General features: G+C 68.7%; 16 protein-coding genes. 8 read left to right on the forward strand and 8 right to left on the reverse strand.

Annotated features, from left to right (window positions below; all coding sequences use genetic code 11):
• Genes HZ321_RS03335 through HZ321_RS03345 form a run of 3 tightly spaced genes read right to left on the reverse strand, consistent with a single transcriptional unit; the run spans position 1 to position 3,015 of the window.
• Positions 1-777 carry a hypothetical protein gene (locus HZ321_RS03335; protein WP_181700194.1) on the reverse strand — a complete coding sequence of 259 codons (777 nt, stop codon included), beginning with the start codon at positions 775-777 and terminating at the stop codon, positions 1-3.
• The gene (locus HZ321_RS03340; protein ID WP_181700196.1) at positions 777-1,607 is read right to left on the reverse strand and encodes a hypothetical protein; all 831 of its coding nucleotides are present in this window, start codon (positions 1,605-1,607) and stop codon (positions 777-779) included. The genes HZ321_RS03335 and HZ321_RS03340 overlap by 1 nt, the downstream gene beginning before the upstream one ends.
• Positions 1,588-3,015 carry a hypothetical protein gene (locus tag HZ321_RS03345; protein WP_181700198.1) on the reverse strand — a complete coding sequence of 476 codons (1,428 nt, stop codon included), beginning with the start codon at positions 3,013-3,015 and terminating at the stop codon, positions 1,588-1,590. The genes HZ321_RS03340 and HZ321_RS03345 overlap by 20 nt, the downstream gene beginning before the upstream one ends.
• A gap of 97 nt (positions 3,016-3,112) precedes the next feature.
• Here HZ321_RS03345 and HZ321_RS03350 point away from each other — a divergent pair, with 97 nt between their 5' ends.
• Positions 3,113-3,796, forward strand: coding sequence for a thermonuclease family protein (locus HZ321_RS03350; RefSeq protein WP_181700200.1), 684 nt, complete (start codon positions 3,113-3,115; stop codon positions 3,794-3,796).
• Here the strand turns inward: HZ321_RS03350 and HZ321_RS03355 are convergent.
• Entirely contained in the window at positions 3,793-4,572 is a 780-nt protein-coding gene (locus HZ321_RS03355; RefSeq protein ID WP_181700201.1) for an SDR family oxidoreductase, read from the reverse strand. The two genes, HZ321_RS03350 and HZ321_RS03355, sit on opposite strands and share 4 nt — an antisense overlap.
• A gap of 127 nt (positions 4,573-4,699) precedes the next feature.
• On the opposite strand from HZ321_RS03355, the gene ku reads away from it, so the two are divergent.
• Together ku and ligD are read left to right on the forward strand one after the other, a co-directional pair.
• Positions 4,700-5,692 (forward strand): non-homologous end joining protein Ku, encoded by a 993-nt coding sequence (ku, locus tag HZ321_RS03360; RefSeq protein ID WP_181700203.1) that lies wholly within the window; start codon positions 4,700-4,702, stop codon positions 5,690-5,692.
• A complete protein-coding gene (gene ligD, locus HZ321_RS03365; RefSeq protein ID WP_181700205.1) occupies positions 5,692-8,322 on the forward strand; it encodes a DNA ligase D in 2,631 nt (876 codons plus the stop codon). Before ku ends, ligD begins: the two co-directional genes overlap by 1 nt.
• 21 nt (positions 8,323-8,343) lie before the next feature.
• Here the strand turns inward: ligD and HZ321_RS03370 are convergent, their stop codons facing one another.
• The 3 genes from HZ321_RS03370 to HZ321_RS03380 form a co-directional block, all read right to left on the reverse strand.
• Positions 8,344-9,798, reverse strand: a complete 1,455-nt coding sequence (locus HZ321_RS03370; protein ID WP_181700208.1) for a UdgX family uracil-DNA binding protein — start codon at positions 9,796-9,798, stop codon at positions 8,344-8,346.
• The gene (locus tag HZ321_RS03375) at positions 9,798-11,033 is read right to left on the reverse strand and encodes a putative DNA modification/repair radical SAM protein (RefSeq protein ID WP_181700210.1); all 1,236 of its coding nucleotides are present in this window, start codon (positions 11,031-11,033) and stop codon (positions 9,798-9,800) included. The genes HZ321_RS03370 and HZ321_RS03375 overlap by 1 nt, the downstream gene beginning before the upstream one ends.
• An 80-nt stretch (positions 11,034-11,113) precedes the next feature.
• Entirely contained in the window at positions 11,114-11,527 is a 414-nt protein-coding gene (locus tag HZ321_RS03380; RefSeq protein WP_181700212.1) for a DUF2177 family protein, read from the reverse strand.
• Between the two features lie 126 nt (positions 11,528-11,653).
• Between HZ321_RS03380 and HZ321_RS03385 the strand changes: the two genes are divergently transcribed.
• The 5 genes from HZ321_RS03385 to HZ321_RS03405 all read left to right on the forward strand — a co-directional run bounded on the left by HZ321_RS03385 (position 11,654) and on the right by HZ321_RS03405 (position 16,661).
• A complete protein-coding gene (locus tag HZ321_RS03385) occupies positions 11,654-12,004 on the forward strand; it encodes a hypothetical protein (protein WP_181700214.1) in 351 nt (116 codons plus the stop codon).
• A 349-nt stretch (positions 12,005-12,353) separates the two neighbouring features.
• Positions 12,354-12,929 carry a biliverdin-producing heme oxygenase gene (locus HZ321_RS03390; RefSeq protein ID WP_181700216.1) on the forward strand — a complete coding sequence of 192 codons (576 nt, stop codon included), beginning with the start codon at positions 12,354-12,356 and terminating at the stop codon, positions 12,927-12,929.
• Entirely contained in the window at positions 12,926-15,154 is a 2,229-nt protein-coding gene (locus HZ321_RS03395) for an ATP-binding protein (RefSeq protein ID WP_181700218.1), read from the forward strand. The genes HZ321_RS03390 and HZ321_RS03395 overlap by 4 nt, the downstream gene beginning before the upstream one ends.
• Positions 15,155-15,622 (forward strand): response regulator, encoded by a 468-nt coding sequence (locus HZ321_RS03400; protein WP_181700220.1) that lies wholly within the window; start codon positions 15,155-15,157, stop codon positions 15,620-15,622.
• 13 nt (positions 15,623-15,635) lie between these two features.
• Entirely contained in the window at positions 15,636-16,661 is a 1,026-nt protein-coding gene (locus HZ321_RS03405; protein WP_181700222.1) for an HWE histidine kinase domain-containing protein, read from the forward strand.
• A gap of 15 nt (positions 16,662-16,676) precedes the next feature.
• Here HZ321_RS03405 and HZ321_RS03410 read toward each other — a convergent pair whose 3' ends face one another.
• Positions 16,677-17,054, reverse strand: a complete 378-nt coding sequence (locus HZ321_RS03410; protein ID WP_181700224.1) for a response regulator — start codon at positions 17,052-17,054, stop codon at positions 16,677-16,679.
• Between the last annotated feature and the right edge of the window lie 134 nt (positions 17,055-17,188).

The following is a 17,188-nucleotide window of genomic DNA, read 5'->3' on the forward strand; positions in this document are numbered from 1 at the left end:
TCAGACGTCCTCCCGCTCGCATCGGTCGGCGGTCCCGGCCCGCAGGGTTCCCTGCGCCTCGCGCAACGCCGCGCTCAGCCGGTCCATGCTGCGGGCGTGGTCGGCCAGGCGATCGGCGAAGCGGTCGAGCAGTTCCTCCAGCGCCTTTGCGCGCGTCTCGACTGGCGCATCCAGCCGCCGGGCGGCGTCGGCGACTGTCTCGGCGAGCTTCATCGTCTCGTCGGCGAGCTTGCGGCCGTCGTCGGCACCATCGCGCATGGACTGCAGCTGCGCGCGGCGGAACTGGTTCATCTCGACCACCGTGGAATCGAGTTCGCGGCGGACGCGCCGGGCCGCGTCGGCGAGTTCCAGGCGGGAGACGCGCTCGATGTCGGCGGGATCGCGGCGCATCTGGTTCATGAACAGGCGCAGCGCGATGCCGGCGATCGTCGTGGCGATCGCGATGCCGAAGTTGCGCACGATCGCCTCGGCGGCGCCGGAGACGCTGAACTGCCAAAGCGAGACGCCGAGGCTCGTCAGCGTGAACAGGAAGCCCATGTAGTAGAGGTTGTCGCCGGTCTGATCGTCGCGCAGCAGCAGCCCGCGCGCGAGCCGCGTGGTAAGGGCGTAGCCCACCATGATCGCGACGGGCACGAAGGTGACCCATGCCGGCGGCAGGTCCGCCGTCTTGGCGCCGAGAATATAGCCCGCGCCGAGCACCACGAACGCCATGAACACCAGCGCGTCCAGGAAGCCGGTCGCGGTCAGGTCGTCGGATCGATCGCCGGTGCGTGCCATCAGCCGGCTCCCTGCATCTTCACGGCCTCAGCGAGAGCGCCGTGCATCTCCTCGAACCACTTGGTCCAGAAGGCGATATGATCGCCGCTCGGCGCCGCGCCCGCGCCCGTCCGGCGCTGGACGTAGAGCACCGTCACGGCCGCGCCGTGGAGGTCGGTGCGCAGGTCCGCGAAGGCGGGCGACGCGCGGAAGCGATCGTAGCCGAGATCGCCCTCGTATTGCGAGTAGGCCGGCGTGTTCTCCATCATGTCGGAGACCACCACGAGGCGCTTGGGCACCGTCTCGGCGGCACGGCCCTCGAAGCGCTCCACCGCGATCCGCTGGATGGCGGCCATGATCGGCGAGGTGTCGGAGGGTGCGGGCGGAAAGCCTCCGTCCACGATCTGCTCCACCGGATCGCGGAAACCGGCCGCCCAGGCGCGGCGGACCGCTTCAGGATTGGCGGTGAACTCGGAAAGCCCCTCCCCCGATCCCGGATTGCAGCGGGCGAAAAGCACGCGGCCGGACGGATCGGCGGGATCGAGCAGGCGCAGTTCCAGGAGCCCGTAGGTCGGCATCGCCTCAGCGGTGTCGAGCAGGCGCTTGGCGACCTGCGCCTTCGTCACGTCGGGCCAGTCGTCGGAGACGTCGAGGAGCACCACCGTGAGCGCGCGCGGCCCGTCCACCGGGCAGAGCGTGTCCGGATCGAGCTTCGGCGGCGGCTCCAGGGTGGCGTTCAGCCAGGCGATGCCGCCGAGGCCGGCGAGCGCGACCAGCGCCAGGCCGACGCCCGCCGCGATCTTCCAGCCCTCGCCACCGGAGCGCCGGCGCCTACGTCGAGGGCGCGCCATGGCGGCTCTCCTCGAACAGGTCGTCGATCTGATGGTAACCCGTCACGGCGTCGTCGAAGGCCGCATGCACGGCGGCCACCTCGCGCTCCAGCAAGGTCTGGGTATCGCGGATCGCCTGGCGGAGGTCCTCCCGGGCCGGCGCCGCGACGTCGGTCTCCACCACGATCCGCTTCAGGGCGTAGCGGTCTGAGAAGCGAGCGGGTGGCGGTTCGGTCCGGGCCGCTCGGTTGGCGTCGCGGTAGACGGCGATGAGCGTGTTGGCCGCGGTCTCCAGCTGTCCCTGGTAGGCGTCGAACAGGCGGGCCAGCCGTATGCGCTGGTCGAGGATCGCGTCGTACTCGCCGCGGCGGACGGCGAGATCGCGATGCGCTTCCTCCATGGTCTCGATGTTGTCGTCGCGCACGTCCAGGAGCGTGTCGATCAGCTCCTGCTTGCGACGGATGTAGACGTCGCGGGTGGTGACCAGCCGGCGCTCGATGTCGCCGAACCCCGGATAGGGATCGACGGTGGCGAAGCCGTCCAGGAAGGCGATCACCGAGAAGAAGAAGCCGATGGCGAAGAACAGCCACGACTTCACGTCGCCCATGTCGAAGGGCGCGGTCTTCAGCCGCTCCATCACCAGCCGGCCGCCTTCGGCGTCGAGCGTCTCGGCGACTTCACGGTAGTGCGCCAGCGCAAGGTTTAGCGCGATGGCAAAGGCGAGCCAGGCGGCGACGGTGAGGAGGCCGACGAGCTTGCGGAACAAGTTGCGGTGGACGAGTTCGGGCAGGCCGAGCCGCCCCATCATGAAGCTCGCCAGCACGTTGAGGAAGGCGAACCCCAGCGCTTCCGTGGTGCCGCCGAGGAGGCCGGTGGCGCTACCCTTGGCCAGGAACGACCCGTTGACCAGCGTCTCGAAGACGAGCAGCAGCGCCAGCAGGCCATATTTCAGCGCCTGCATGCCGACGGTGGGCGGGCGGGGGGAGCGGTCCAGCCGGTGGCGGGCCTTGAAGGCCACCTTCTCCGCCTCGTGCTCGCGCAGCGTCCGGCGCAGGCCGTGCAGCTCGTCGCGGCCGGTGGCGGCCTCGGCGCGGAACTCGCTCACCGCCGCGGGCGCGGCGTGCCGGATCGCGCCGAAGCGGCCTTCCAGGTCCAGGCTGGAGAGACGCTCGGAGAACACCTGCAACTGGTCGAGCAGCACCGCATGCGCAGCCTTCTGCGCGCTTTCCACGCGCTCCACGATGCGGCTCTCGACCTCATCGAGCGCATCGGACACGGCCGGCGGCTCGTTCTTTTCGCCGCGCTCGCGGCCCCTGGCGGCGAGCTGCAGGTCGGCCGCGACCCGGTCCGGGTCGAGGTCGGGAAACAGCTCCGTGGAGGGCCTGACGTCGAAGGGTTCGCGCCGAACACCCTTCACCAGCCGGGACAACGCATTCTCTCTTCCCACGGATGCCTTCGCCTCGCCCGCGTTAACGCCCTGTTCAATCCCGCGCCGCACGATCCCCTCCCGATCGGGAGCGGAAGACATGCGACGCACAACCTTCGGCGGCGCACTCGTCGCGCTCGCCATTCATCTCCCATCCGCCCCGTCGCTGGCAATGGCCGCGACGGTGCGCATCATCGACGGCGACACGCTGGCCATCGGCCAGGAGACGATCCGCCTCCACGGCATCGACGCACCGGAAGCCAGCCAGACCTGCGCGCGGCCCGGCGGCGGCCGCTGGCCGTGCGGCCGCGAAGCGATCCGCGCCCTCGAACGGCTGGCCGGGGCCGGTCCGCTCTCCTGCACGCCGCTTGGCAAGGACGCCTACGACCGCACGCTCGCCGTCTGCCGCAGCAGCGGTAAGGACGTCAACGGCGCGATGGTCTCCAGCGGCCTCGCCTGGGCCTTTCGAAAATACGCGAAGGATTATGTCAAAGCCGAGGAGGCCGCTCATGCAGCCGGGCGCGGCATCTGGCAGGCCGAGACAGAGCCGGCCTGGACCTACCGGGAAAGCCGCTGGACCCGCGCCGCGCAGGTCCATCCCTCGGGCTGCCCGATCAAGGGCAACCTGTCCGGCAAGGACCGGATCTACCACGTGCCCTGGAGCCCATGGTACGACAAAACCTCGGTAAACGAGAAGAAGGGCGAGCGCTGGTTCTGCTCGGAGCGGGAGGCGCTTGCCGCCGGCTGGCGCGCCCCGGCCTGGGGCGCGCGCCGCGGCGACTAGATCAGCAAGGACTGACCGCCGTCGATCCAGACCGGCGTGCCGGTGATGTGGCGGGCCCGGTCCGATGCCAGGAAGAGGACGAGATTGCCGACGTCTTCCGCCGCGCCCGGCACGCCCCGGGTCAGCGGGATCTGACCTTCCGGGAACTCGCGGGGGATCGCGACCTGCTCCACGTTCCGCTTGGAGGTGTTGTCGTCGATCGAGGTCTCGATGGCGCCGGGGCAGACCACGTTGACGCGGATGCGGTACTGCGCCAGCTCCAGGGCGAGCACCTGAGCCATCGCCAACTGCCCGGCCTTGGTGGTCGCATAGGCGACGGTGCCGGGATTGGAGAAGGTCCGCGTTCCGTTGATCGAGGAGGTGATCACGATCGAGCCGCCCGTCGCCTTCATATGCGGCACGGCGCAGTGGATGGTGAGATAGGTCCCGCGGAGGTTCACCGCCATCGTCCGGTCCCAGTCGTCCGGCGACAGCTCCTCGATCGGCGCCCAGGTGCCGTTGATGCCGGCGTTGGCGAAGACCACGTCGATCCGACCGTGCATCGCCGCAAGCCGGTCCGTCGCCTGGCGCATGTCCGCCTCGTTGACGACGTCTGCCAGGAGGATGTCCGCCTTGCGGCCGGAGAGGCGGATCTCCTCGGCGACGCTCTCCAGCTCGTTGCCGGTGTGGCCGAGCAGACCGACGTGCGCGCCGGCCTGCGCCAGCCGCAACGCCGCAGCGCGTCCGATGCCCGATCCGGCACCCGTCACCAGAGCCACCTTGCCTTGCAGTTCCATGGGGATCCTTTCGTAGGGGTCGCAGCCCTTCGGCAAACCCCGCGAAGCCCCGGCAGTTCCCGATCGAATCGGAACCGATACGGCCCCGACCCCGTTCGAGTCGCACCGAGGGAGAAGGACCAGCGCGATGGCCGAACGTTTTCGAACGATGTGGAAGGGTTTCCTGCGTCTCTCGCTGGTCACGATCCCGGTGCGGATGGTGACCGCCACGCAGGCGGCCAGCGAAATCCACTTCCACCAGATCGACCGCAAGACGAACCAGCGGATCCGGTACCAGAAGGTGGTTCCCGGCAAGGGCGAGGTCGACAAGGACGATATCGTCCGCGGCTACGAGATCGAGCCCGGCAAGTACGTGCTGCTCGAGGATGAGGAGCTGGACGCGGTCAAGATCGAAAGCGCGCACACGATCGAGCTGACGCAATTCGTCGAAGCCTGCGAGATCGACCCGCTTTATTTCGAGAAGCCCTACTACCTGTTGCCGGACGGCGACGTGGCGGAGGAAGGCTACCGCGTGATCCGCGACGCACTGCGGACGATGGGGCGAGTCGGCATCGGCCAGCAGTCGGTGCGCGGGCGGGAGAATCTCGTCACGATCCATCCGGCCGGCGACGGCCTGCTGCTGGAGACGCTCCGCTACGAGGAAGAGCTCAAGGAGGCCGACGAGGTGTTCGCCGGGATCGGCAGCAAGCAGCTGCGCGGCGACCTCATCGAGATGGCCAAGGAGTTGATCGAGCGCCGCTCCGAGCCGTTCGATCCGGACCGCTTCGAGAACCACTACGCCCAGGCGCTCCGCGAGCTGGTCCAGCGCAAGATCGAGACGGGTCGCTCCGTCTCCGTGGACGAGGACGAGCAGGAGGGCGCGGGGACCGTCGTCGACTTCATGGAGGCGCTGCGCCGGTCGGTCGCCAAGGAGACCGGCGGCAAGGACGCGAGTCCGAAGCCAGCCGCCACTCCGCCGGCCAAGAGCGCAAAGCCTGCGGCCGAGAAGAAGGCGGCCAAAGCCCCTGCAAAGGCGGCGCCCAAGTCGTCCGCCAAAACGGAGGCCAAGCCCGCTGCCAAGGCGGCGAGCCGCCCCGCCGCCAAGAAGGCCGATGAGACGAAGCGGCGGAGGGCCAGCTGATGGCCCGTGCAGCCGGGAAGTCCCGCACGTCCGACGGGCCCTCCCCTTCGCCTGCCGCACGGCCGACGAGCCCTGAGGAGGCGCTCGCCTCCTACCGCGCCAAGCGCGACTTCTCGCGCACGGCCGAGCCTGCCGAGGGAGGACTTTCCGGCAAGGGCCTCTTCGTCGTGCAGCACCACTGGGCGCGGCGGGAGCACTACGATTTTCGCCTGGAGCTCGACGGCGTGCTCCTCTCCTTCGCCGTGACCAAGGGTCCGTCGCTGAACCCGTCCGATCGGCGGCTGGCCGTGCGCACCGAGGACCACCCGATCTCCTACGCCGAGTTCGAGGGTACGATCCCGAAGGGCGAATACGGCGGCGGCACCGTGATGCTCTGGGATCGGGGCGTTTGGGCGCCGATGACCGACGACCCGCATGCGGCCCTTCAGAAAGGCGAGCTCAAGTTCGTCCTCCTCGGCGAGCGCATGAAGGGCGCTTGGGTGCTGGTCCGCATGAACGTGGAGAAGGGCCGGGAGAACTGGCTTTTGATCAAGGAAAAAGACGAGTGGGTCGACCGGGAGGTTGATGATTACCCGGCTAAGTACGTCACATCCATCAAGACCGGGCGGACGAAGGAGGAGATCGAGCAGGAGGAGACGCCGCATTCCTTCGCGCGCGACCGCGCCGAGGCGGAGGAGACCGGCCGTCCATCCAGCGCTCCGAAAGCCGCGGCCGTGGAGCCGCTGCCTTTCGTTCCGCCGACCCTCTGCTCCGTGCGCAAGTCCGCGCCGGAGGGCGACGACTGGATCCATGAGATCAAATATGACGGATATCGGCTTCAGGCGGCCGTCTCCGGCGAGACCGTGCACCTCTACACCCGCGAGGGTCTGGACTGGGCCAAGCGCTTTCCCTCCGTCCGGAATGCCCTTTCCGCGCTCGACCTTTCCGGCGTGCTCCTCGACGGCGAGGCGGTGGTGTTCGACGCGCGCGGGCTCACCGACTTTCCAGGGCTCGTCGACGCGTTGGACGGCCCCGGCACGAACATCGCCTACGTGGTGTTCGACATCCTGTTCGCCGCGGGGGAGGACCTGCGCAAGCGGCCGCTCCTGGAGCGCAAGGATCGGCTGGCCGACGTGCTGGGGAGAGCGGACGGGCAGACGATCCGGATCGCGCCGTTCATGACGGGCAACGGCCCGACCGTGTTCGGGAACGTGGTCGGCGGCGGGGCGGAGGGGATCATCTCCAAGCGCGCCGACAGCCCGTATGTTGCCGGGCGGACCTCCGTCTGGGCGAAGGTGAAGGGCGAGAACCGCGAGGACGTGATCGTCGTCGGCATGATGCCGTCGGACAAGCGCGCCTTCGCCTCCCTCCACTGCGCGATCGAGGACGGCGACGGCCTGCGTTACGTCGGCGGCGTCGGCACCGGCTTCAGCGCGGCGGAACTGGAACGGATCGCCGCGCGACTGGAGCCGGACCGGCGCAAGGGTCCGCCGCCGGGGCTGAAGGGGACAGAGAAGGCACCGCGGACGCTGCGGTGGGTCGAGCCCAAGTATCGGATCGAGGTCCAACTCGCGGGCTGGACGGGCGACGGCAGCCTGAGGCAGGCTCGCTATCTCGGCTGGCGGGAGGATCGCGCGCCACTCGCCGACGCCGCGCCGAAGCCCAGAGCCAAGACCTTGGCGGCGCGTCAAGCCAAGGAGCCCTCCGTGACCTCCGACAAGCCCAAGCCGGCGCGTCGCGCCGCAAAACCAAAGGCGGTTTCGGCGGAGCGGAGCGCGATGCTGTCGCGGATCAGCCATCCCGAACGCGTGGTGTTCCCCGAAATCGGCGGCACCAAGCTCCAGGTGGCGGAGCACTACCTGGCCGTCGCGGACCGCATCATGCCGCATCTTCTCGGGCGGCCCGTCAGCTTCGTGCGCGCGCCGGAAGGCCTATCCGGCGAGACCTTCTTTCAGCGCCACGTGCTCCCCGGCATGAAGAAGGGCGTCAAACCCGTCCACGATCCGGAGAGCCGGCACGAGGACTACCTCACCATCACCGACGTGGAGGGCCTGGTCACGGCCGCCCAGTTCGGCGTCATCGAGCTGCACGGCTGGAACGCGGTCGTGCCGAAGCTCAAGTCGCCAGACCGGATGGTGTTCGACTTCGACCCGGATGAGGACGTGGGTTTTGAGGCGGTCAAGGAAGCCGCGTTCGCCGTCCGCCAGATCCTCGACGCCGTCGGGCTCGCGAGCTACCCGATGGCGAGCGGCGGCAAGGGGCTGCACGTGCTCGTGCCGCTCGACGCCACGCAGACCTTCGACGACATCGGCGATTTCACCGGCGGGGTCGCCAAGGGCATGGCCAAGGCGGAACCCAAGCGCTACGTCGCGGTCGCCTCCAAGGAGCGGCGGAAAGGCCGCATCTACGTGGACTGGCTGCGCAACCGGCCCTACTCCACCGCCATCGTGCCCTGGTCCCTGCGCGCCCGGGCCACCGCCTCCGTCGCCGTGCCGCTCGACTGGGACGAGGTGGCCGACCTCGAAGCGCCCAATATGTTCGGCATGGCGGAAGCCGCGGAGCGTCCGGATCCCTGGACCGACTTCTTCACCCTCCGCCAGCGCATCGACGATCAGGCGCTGAAATTCCTGAAGGCCTCGCTGAAGGGCTGAGCGGCCGGCCGGGACGCCGACCTACGCCGCCATCTCCGCGATCCGTTCGGCGACGCGCTTGAGGTCGTCAACAAACCGGGCGCGTTCCAGCCGCTTCATCTCCGGGTCCGGCAGGCGCAGGAGGAAGCTCGGGTGGACTGTGGCGAACACGGTGAGGCCGTCCCGGAATTCCAGGAACTGGCCGCGCATCTCGGTGATCTTCACCGGACGGTCGAGCAGAGACTGCAGCGCGGTGCCACCGAGGCCGACGATCAGGCGCGGCTGCACCAACGTGATCTCCTTGGCGAGCCACCAGCGGCAGGCCTCGATCTCGCCGCCGTTCGGCTTCTTGTGCAGGCGGCGCTTGCCGCGCGGCTCGAACTTGAAGTGCTTCACCGCATTGGTGACGTAGCAGCGTGCCCGGTCGATGCCGGCTTCCGTCACCGCCTCGTCGAACACCTGACCCGCAGGCCCGACGAAGGGCCGGCCGACGAGGTCCTCGCGGTCGCCGGGCTGCTCGCCGACGAACATCACGTCGGCCGCCTGCGGTCCTTCCCCAAACACCGTCTGCGTGGCGTTGGCGTAGAGCGGGCAGCGGCGGCAGCCGGCCGCCTCCTCGCGCACGCGGTCCAGGTCCGTCGCCTCCGTGTCGGCCATGGCCTCGATCCTTTCACCGTCCCGGATACGGATCCGATCGTGGTAGGCGGGCGGCAGTGTCGGCGCAGCCGCGATCATGCCGGCCGCGCGCCGCTCCGCGCCCGCGATCAGCGAGGGAATGAGCGCGGCCTCCGGCAGGTTCCGCCAGTATTTCTTCGGCATCTCCGCCGTCATCGCCTTCACCTTCAGCCGGGCCGGATTGAAGATGTTGGCGTAGTAGGTGCGCCAGAGATCCTCCGTGGCGTCCTCGCCGGGCACGTCCTCGCGCCGGCCGCCGGGGCCGAAGGCGAGGGTCTCGGTGTCCCAGACGATCGCCACCCGCGGCGTCAGGATGGTCCAGTGCATCGGGGCGAAGCGGTCGCGGAAGAAGGGCGCCGCCCGCTCCTCGATGAAATGCTCGGGCTCGAACCAGGCGACGAAACGCTCGCCCTCATCGGTCGGGACCGCGCGGAAGCGGACGAAGGCGTGCATCTTGTGCACGTCGCGGCCGATCGACTTTTCCATCCGCCGGGCGGCGGACACGTCGGGATCGGTGGCGATCTGCAGCAGCCGCGGCTCGACGAAGAAGCGGGTGAGAATGCGGTAGAGCAGCGCGAAACGGTCGGGGCTTGAATGGCAGACCACGGCCTCGGCGAGCGGCACGAAGAGGCGCGGCACCCGCAGCTCCCGCTCCGCGGCGATCGGCGGCGGCAAAGGCTCGTCCGCGGAGAGGAGGTCGCCGGCCGCCTCGCCGACACGCCAGACCACGTCGGCCGGCGGCACCGCATGCGCCGCCAACCGGCGGGCGGCGTGGCGGAAGCCGGCGAAGTCGGTCTCGTGGGCGAGCCGGACCGTGACCATCAGAACAGGCTCAGCTGTTCGGGCGACGGCGCCAGCTTCGCCTTCAGATCGAGCCGGTCGAGCGCGCTGCCCGGATGCCAGTCCGCCGCCACGACGAACGGGCGCACCGCGTCGAGCGATTTCACGATCCGCCCGAGATCGGCGAGGCGCAGCGTCGTCCAGCGTCGCGAGGCGATCAGCCGGTCGACCGACTTGACGCCGAGACCCGGCACGCGCAGCAGTGTCTCGCGGTCGGCCCGGTTGATGTCGACGGGAAACCGGTCGCGGGTTGACAAGGCCCAGGCAAGCTTGGGATCGACGGTGAGGTCGAGCATGCCGCCGGGCGCGCCGTCGACGATCTCCTTGCGGTCGAAGCCGTAGAAGCGCATCAGCCAGTCCGCCTGGTAGAGGCGGTGCTCGCGCATCATCGGCGGCTTCAGGAGCGGCAAGGCGCTGGAGGCGTCCGGGATCGGGCTGAAGGCGGAGAAGTAGACGCGCTTCAGCTGGTAGCTGCCGTAGAGGTTGGCGCTGCGCTCCAGGATGGTGGCGTCGGTGGTGTCGTCCGCCCCGACGATCATCTGTGTGGACTGGCCCGCGGGCGCGAAGCGGCGGACCTTGGCCTTTGCCTTCTTCAGGTCCTCGTTGGCCTCGATCCGAGTGCGGAGTGCGCCCATCGCCTGGCGGATCACGGCCGGCTTCTTCTCCGGAGCGAAGCGCTCCACGCTCTCATCGGTCGGCAGCTCGACGTTGACCGACAGGCGGTCGGCATAGCGGCCCGCGGCGTCGATCAGGTCGTCGCTGGCACCGGGGATCGCCTTCAGGTGGATGTAGCCGCGGAAATCGTGCTCCTCGCGCAGGAGGGCCGCGACCCGCACCAACTGCTCCATGGTGTAGTCGCTATCCCGGATGATGCCGGAGGACAGGAACAGGCCCTCGATGTAGTTGCGCTTGTAGAAGTCCAGCGTCAGGCGCACGACCTCCTCCGGCGTGAAGCGGGCGCGCTCCACGTTGGAGGACGAGCGGTTGACGCAATAGGCGCAGTCGAAAACGCAGAAATTCGTGAGCAGGATTTTCAGGAGCGAGATGCATCGCCCGTCCGGCGCATAGGCGTGGCAGATGCCCATCCCCTGGGTGGAGCCAATGCCGGTGGTCTTGCCCGCCTTGCGCTTTTCCGACCCGGAGGAAGCACAGGACGCGTCGTATTTCGCGGCGTCGGACAGAACGGCGAGTTTGTCCAGGATCGTCTTTGCGGCCATGTCTCAGCTTATGTTCTTGCTTTGTCCCCTTCTCCAGACCTAGGTCAGAGTCAACCCTTCGGCAAGTCCCCGATGTCCGGTCAGCCGAAAAGAAGCTCCAGGCGGCGCGAGATCAGGTATCCGCCGGCCGCGGCGGAAGCGCTCACGACGATGCCCCAGCCGAGATCCAGGACCGCGATCGTGACGGGGTAGCCCTGAAGCGTCGCCAGGTTGGTGAGGTCGTAGGTGCCGTAGGCGAGTGCGCCCAGGAAGGCGCCGTAGAAGAGCGCGGTCCAGATGCTGCCGGAGGCGATCGCCGGCTGGACGGCGAAGAAGACCAGCCCGGCGGCGTAGAAGAGGTAGAAGGCAAGGGCGACGGCGACGTTGAACTCCGGCTTCAGCAGCCCGGCGAGTTCGCTGCGGTAGTACGGACCGGCGATCACGCCGAGCCAGAGGCCATCCAGCACCAGGAAGACTGCCAGAACCGAGCCATAGGTTGTCACGATCTGCCGCATGCCCACTCCTTACCGCGCCGCGTACCATCCGAAAGGCGAAGGCAACGGTTTCCGTCATCTTCACGTTCTTCTGTTACGTTGATCTCGACGGTTCGGTTCTGCCGAGCGTCCAAGGCGGGAGCCATCATGCACAAATCCCATCGCGCAATGACGAAATCGGGGACTGCTGCAGCGGCCGCCGCGGCCGATACGATGACCACCCTCGTCCACCGAATGCCGATCCTGTTCGCGCAGCCGAGTGCGGAGAACATGACCGAATGGAACCGCGCGATCGCGGAGAAGGTCACGGCCGGCTGCTTCGGCGCCTTCTACGCGACCCTCGCCGCGCAAAGCATGGCGATGCGGATGGCCGCCGGCATGGTGGCCTGGGAGATGCTGCCGCTGGAGATGCTGCGGATCTCGGACGCGGCGACAGAACCGGGATACCGCACCGTGGCGGCCAACGCCAAGCGGCTCGCGCGCCCGGTCCGCCGCTGAGCGCGGCCCGGTAAATCAGCCAGACCGGCATCCTGAACCAACAACCGTTCGGCAGAAGCGGAACCTTGTGCCCGGCTGCCCGTTCTCCTCGCAGAACCGGGCGACCGGTCCTCTCGAGGATCCGGCACGGCGCGGCTCCGGTCACGTGTACCGCGCCGTCGTCGGCACCCGGGAGCGCTCCGCCTGTCCGGGCACAGCCGATGATGCGATCCCGGGCCATTACAATGCAACTTACATGCATTATGATGTTCCGACGAAGCCGATCCTGAAGTCAGGAATGCAGGGCGCGGGTGCGATCCTCTCGGACGCTCCCGCTCGGCTTGCCTTTGCGACAGAGGATCAGCCATCCATGCTCCTGGAGCGCCTGAAAGCCGAGACTGCGCCGCTCCACGACCGGGTCGAAGCGGCGTCCGCCCTGATGAGCCCGGAGCTCACGATCGGCCGCTACATCGACATCCTCGCCGCCTTCCAAGCCTTCCACGCTGCGTGGGAGCCGCGAATCGCAACACTGCTTGCCGACGAGGCGCTGTTTGATCCGCGGCGGAAACTGGCGCTCGTGAACCGCGACCTCGCCCACTTCGGGGTCGCGCCTGGCCGACGGTTCCATTCTGCGGACTGGCTCGTCGGACGCGCCGAGGCGATGGGATCGCTCTACGTGCTGGAAGGCTCGACGCTCGGCGGGCGGGTCATTGCGCGGCATCTGCAGCGTCGCTTCGGGCTCGTCGCCGGGGCGGGCGCTGCCTACTTCTCCAGCTACGGTGCGGCGATCGGTCCGATGTGGACAGCGTTCCGGGCACGGCTGGAGGCCTTTTCAGACCCCGCGCACGACGATGCCATCGTGGCCGGAGCGCAGGCGACCTTCACACGGCTCATCGAGGAACTCGACCGGCATGCGCCGCCGGCGGCGGCCGGAGAGGTGGCATGAACGATCTGCGTCCGGATCTCACCACCTGCGACCGCGAGCCGATCCGGATCCCGGGCTCGATCCAGCCGCACGGCGTGCTGTTCGTGCTGTCCGCGGGCCGGACCGTCGAGGCGATCAGTGCCAATGCCGCAGCGCTCACCGGCCGATCGGCCGGCGAGGCGCTCGGGCTCAGCCTGGAAGCGCTGGTGCCCGACCTCGACCCGGAACTGCTCGACGCGCTGACCGGCCCGCTGCCGGTCGATCGCACGCAGCCGCTGGGCTCGCTCCGGCGCGGCGCGGTCCGCTACGACGCCATGGCCCACGCGGTCGGGCCGCACGTCGTGCTGGAGTTGGAGGAGGTGCCCCCAGGGCAGGCGGATTCCCGGCAGATCCAGGCCCTGATCGGCGGCGTCGTCACGCATCTCCAGAGCGTGCGGACAGTCGCCGAGGGGCTGCAGGCCGTCGCCCGCACGGTGCGCGAGCTGTCGGGCTTCGACCGGGTGATGATCTACCGGTTCGACGCGTCCTGGACGGGAACGGTGATCGCGGAGGACCGCAACGACGCGCTGCCCTCCTACCTGGAGCTGCGGTTCCCGGCGAGCGACATCCCGCAGCAGGCGCGCGACCTCTACCGGCTGAACCGCGTCCGCCAGATTCCGGACGCGAGCTACTCTCCCGTGCCGATCGCCACGCGGCTCGGCGGCCCGATCGACCTCGGCTTTTCGGCGCTGCGGAGCGTCTCCCCCGTTCATGTGGAATACATGAACAACATGGGCACGCAGGCCTCCATGTCGGTGTCGATCCTGATCGAGGGAGAGCTCTGGGGGCTGATCTCCTGCCACAACAAGCTGGCCAAGCGCGTGCCGCCGGAAGCCCGCTCGGCCTGCGATCTCGTCGCGCAGATCCTTTCCATGCGCATCGCCTCGGAGGCCGTGCACGGCGATGCGGCCGAGCGCGTCGCCAAGCAGGGCGCACTCACCCGCCTTTTGGCCGCCATGGCTGCGAGCCCCAACTACGCCGCCGGCCTCGCCACCCTGCCCGACGCGCTGCTGGCGCTGACCGGAGCGGAGGGCGCCGCCATCTCGCACGAGGGGCGGGTCACGCTGATCGGGCGGACGCCCGATGTGGCCAGCGTTCGCGCGATCATCGGCTGGCTGCAGGGCGACGGGGACCAGGGGGTGTTCGCCACGGCGTCGCTGCCGGCCGTGATGCCGGCGGCCGCGGACTTCGCCGATGCGGCGAGCGGGCTGCTCGCCCTGTCGCTCAGCCAGGTGCGCTCCACCCACGTGCTGTGGTTCCGCAGCGAGGTGATCCACACGGTTTCCTGGGGCGGTGATCCGCGCAAGCAGTTCGAGGCGATCGGACCGGACACGCGGATCAGCCCGCGCAAATCGTTCGAGGCATGGCGGGAGACGGTGCGGCGCACTTCGCGCCCCTGGTCGCCGGCCGAGGTGGACGCGGCGGACAACCTGCGCCGGGCGATCGTCGAGATCCTGCTGAAGCGCGCCGAGGAGATGGCGTCGCTGACGGAGGACCTGCAGCGCAGCAACCGCGAGCTGGAAGCCTTCTCCTACTCGATCAGCCACGACCTTAGGGCGCCGTTCCGCCACATCGTGGGCTACGCCGAGCTGCTGTCGGAGCGCTACGGCGAGCAGTTCGACGAGAAGGCGCGGCACTTTCTCCACAACATCACGGAATCGGCCCATACCGCCGGCAAACTGGTCGACGACCTCCTCCACTTCTCGCAGCTCGGCCGCGTGCAGGTGCACCCCGTGCGCGTGGACATGAACAAGCTGATGTCCGAGGTGATCCGATCGCTCGCCTTCGAGACGCGCGACCGGGAGATCGAGTGGCACATCTCCGACCTGCCGCCGGCGACCGGCGACGCCGGGCTGATCCGGCAGGTGCTGTTCAACCTCGTCTCCAACGCCGTCAAGTACACGCGCGGCCGGACGCCGGCGCTGATCCTGGTCAGCGGGCGCGTGGCGGAGACGCCTGGCGGCCGCGAAACCGCCTACACCGTCTCCGACAACGGGATCGGCTTCGACATGGCCTATGTCGACAAGCTGTTCCAGGTGTTCCAGCGGCTCAACAGGTCCGAGGACTTCGAGGGCACCGGCATCGGGCTGGCGCTGGTGCGCCGCATCGTGGAGCGACACGGCGGGCGGACCGAGGCGATCGGTGAGATCGGCCGCGGCGCAACCTTCACCTTCGCCCTTCCGGAAAGGGCAGCCGAGAGGATCTAAATGTCGACACTGAGACCCATCCTTCTGGTCGAAGACAGCCCGAAGGACATCGAGCTCACGCTCGAGGCGCTGGCGAAGTGCCAGCTCGCCAACGACATCCATGTCGCCCGCGACGGCGTGGAGGCGCTCGACTACCTCTATGCGCGAGGCAGCCACCAGGGACGGAACAGCGGCGAGCCCGCCGTCGTTCTCCTCGACCTGAAGCTGCCGCGTGTCGACGGGCTGGAGGTGCTGGAGGCGATCAAGCGCGATCCGGCGCTGATGCAGATCCCCGTCGTCATGCTGACGTCGTCGCGGGAGGAGAAGGATCTGGTGCAGAGCTACAAGCTGGGCGTCAACGCCTTCGTGGTGAAGCCGGTCGGGTTCAGCGCCTTCCTGGAAGCCATCCAGGACATCGGCGTGTTCTGGGCAATCCTGAACGAGCCGCCGCCGCACCGGCTGTCCGGGGCAGGCAGCAACGACCTTTGACGAGTATTCCGTAATGCCGGTTCGTATTCTGCTCCTGGAAGACAGTCCCCTCGACGCGGAGCTGATCGGGGAGCACATGGCCAAGGCGCCGTTTGCCTGCGAGATCGATCGCGTGGTGACGCGCGACGAGTTCGCCCGGGCGCTCGGCCGGCAGGTGCACGACCTGATTCTGTCCGACTACGCGCTGCCGGCCTTCGACGGCCTTTCCGCGCTCGACATGGCGCGGGCGCAGGTGCCGGAGACGCCGTTCATCTTCATCTCCGGCATGTTCGGCGAGGAGACCGCGACCGAGACGCTCAAACGCGGCGCGACGGACTATGTCCTGAAGCAGCGGATGAACCGCCTGCCAGCCGCCGTCGGTCGCGCACTCAAGGAGGCGGAGGCGCTGCGGGAGCGCCGGCGGGCGGAGGCGCGGACCCGGCTGCTGGTCGCTGAACTCAGCCATCGGGTCAAGAACACGCTCGCCACGGTCGTCGCCATCGCCCAGCAGACGTTCCAGAAGTCGGCCACGCTGGAGGAGTTCCGCCCCGCCTTCATGGGGCGGCTGGAGACGCTGGCCGAGGCGCATGCGCTGCTGTTCCGCGCCGACTGGAGCGAGCTCGACATCAAGGCGGTGCTCTCCGCCGCGCTGTCGCCCTTCAGCGACACGCAGGACGCCATCGAGCTCGACGGCGGGCCGGTGCGCATCCCACCCTCGCACGCGCTGACGCTGAACCTGGTGGTCCACGAGCTGGCGACCAACGCCTGCAAATACGGGGCGCTCAGCGTGCCGGGCGGGCGGGTGCGGATCGCCTGGGAGATGGAGGAAAGCGGGGAGCGGACCTGCGTCCGGTTCTCCTGGGAGGAAAGCGGCGGGCCGTCCGTGGAGCCGCCGCTGGAGCGCGGCTTCGGCGCATCGCTGATCGAGCGGGCGATCGCCTACGAGTTCGACGGGGAGAGCTCGCTGGAGTTCCCGCGGTCGGGAGTCATCTGCCGGCTCTGCATGCCGGTCGAGCGCGAGGCGGACGGCGCCCTGGCCGGGCGCTATCTGGCCTCCTAGCGCCAGGGCGCACCGTCAGGCGCGCAGACGGCGGGCGAAGGTGGCGTGCAGGGTGTCGCGCAGGACGCTCGGATTGTAGGGCTTGGCGATCTGCGGCAGGGCGTCGTAGGGCGGCGGGATGGCCGAGGTCAGGGCGTAGCCGCTGCACAGGACCACCGGGATGCCGCGCGCGATCAGCGCTTCGGCCACCGGGTAGACCAGGGTTCCGCGGACGTTGATGTCGAGCAGCGCGCCGTCCAACGTTTCCTTGCCGGCGTAGTCCAACGCGGCGGCGACCGTGGACGCCGGGCCGACGACCTCGCACCCGAGATCGAGGAGCATATCCTCCAAGGCCATGGCGATGAGGGCCTCGTCTTCAACGACGAGAATACGGCTGCCCCTAAGATCCTGCATGCTGAAACTCTTTCCCGCACCGCGCTGAACATTGGCCCGGCTGCATAAATCTGTGCAACGAACACACCGCAGCCGAGAACCAACGCGTAAAGCCGCGCTTGAGTTCGACTGTGCCTCAAAAATATTTCGTGAGT

Origin of the sequence: Chthonobacter albigriseus (assembly GCF_013839445.1) — a bacterium.
GTDB lineage: Bacteria > Pseudomonadota > Alphaproteobacteria > Rhizobiales > Pleomorphomonadaceae > Chthonobacter > Chthonobacter albigriseus.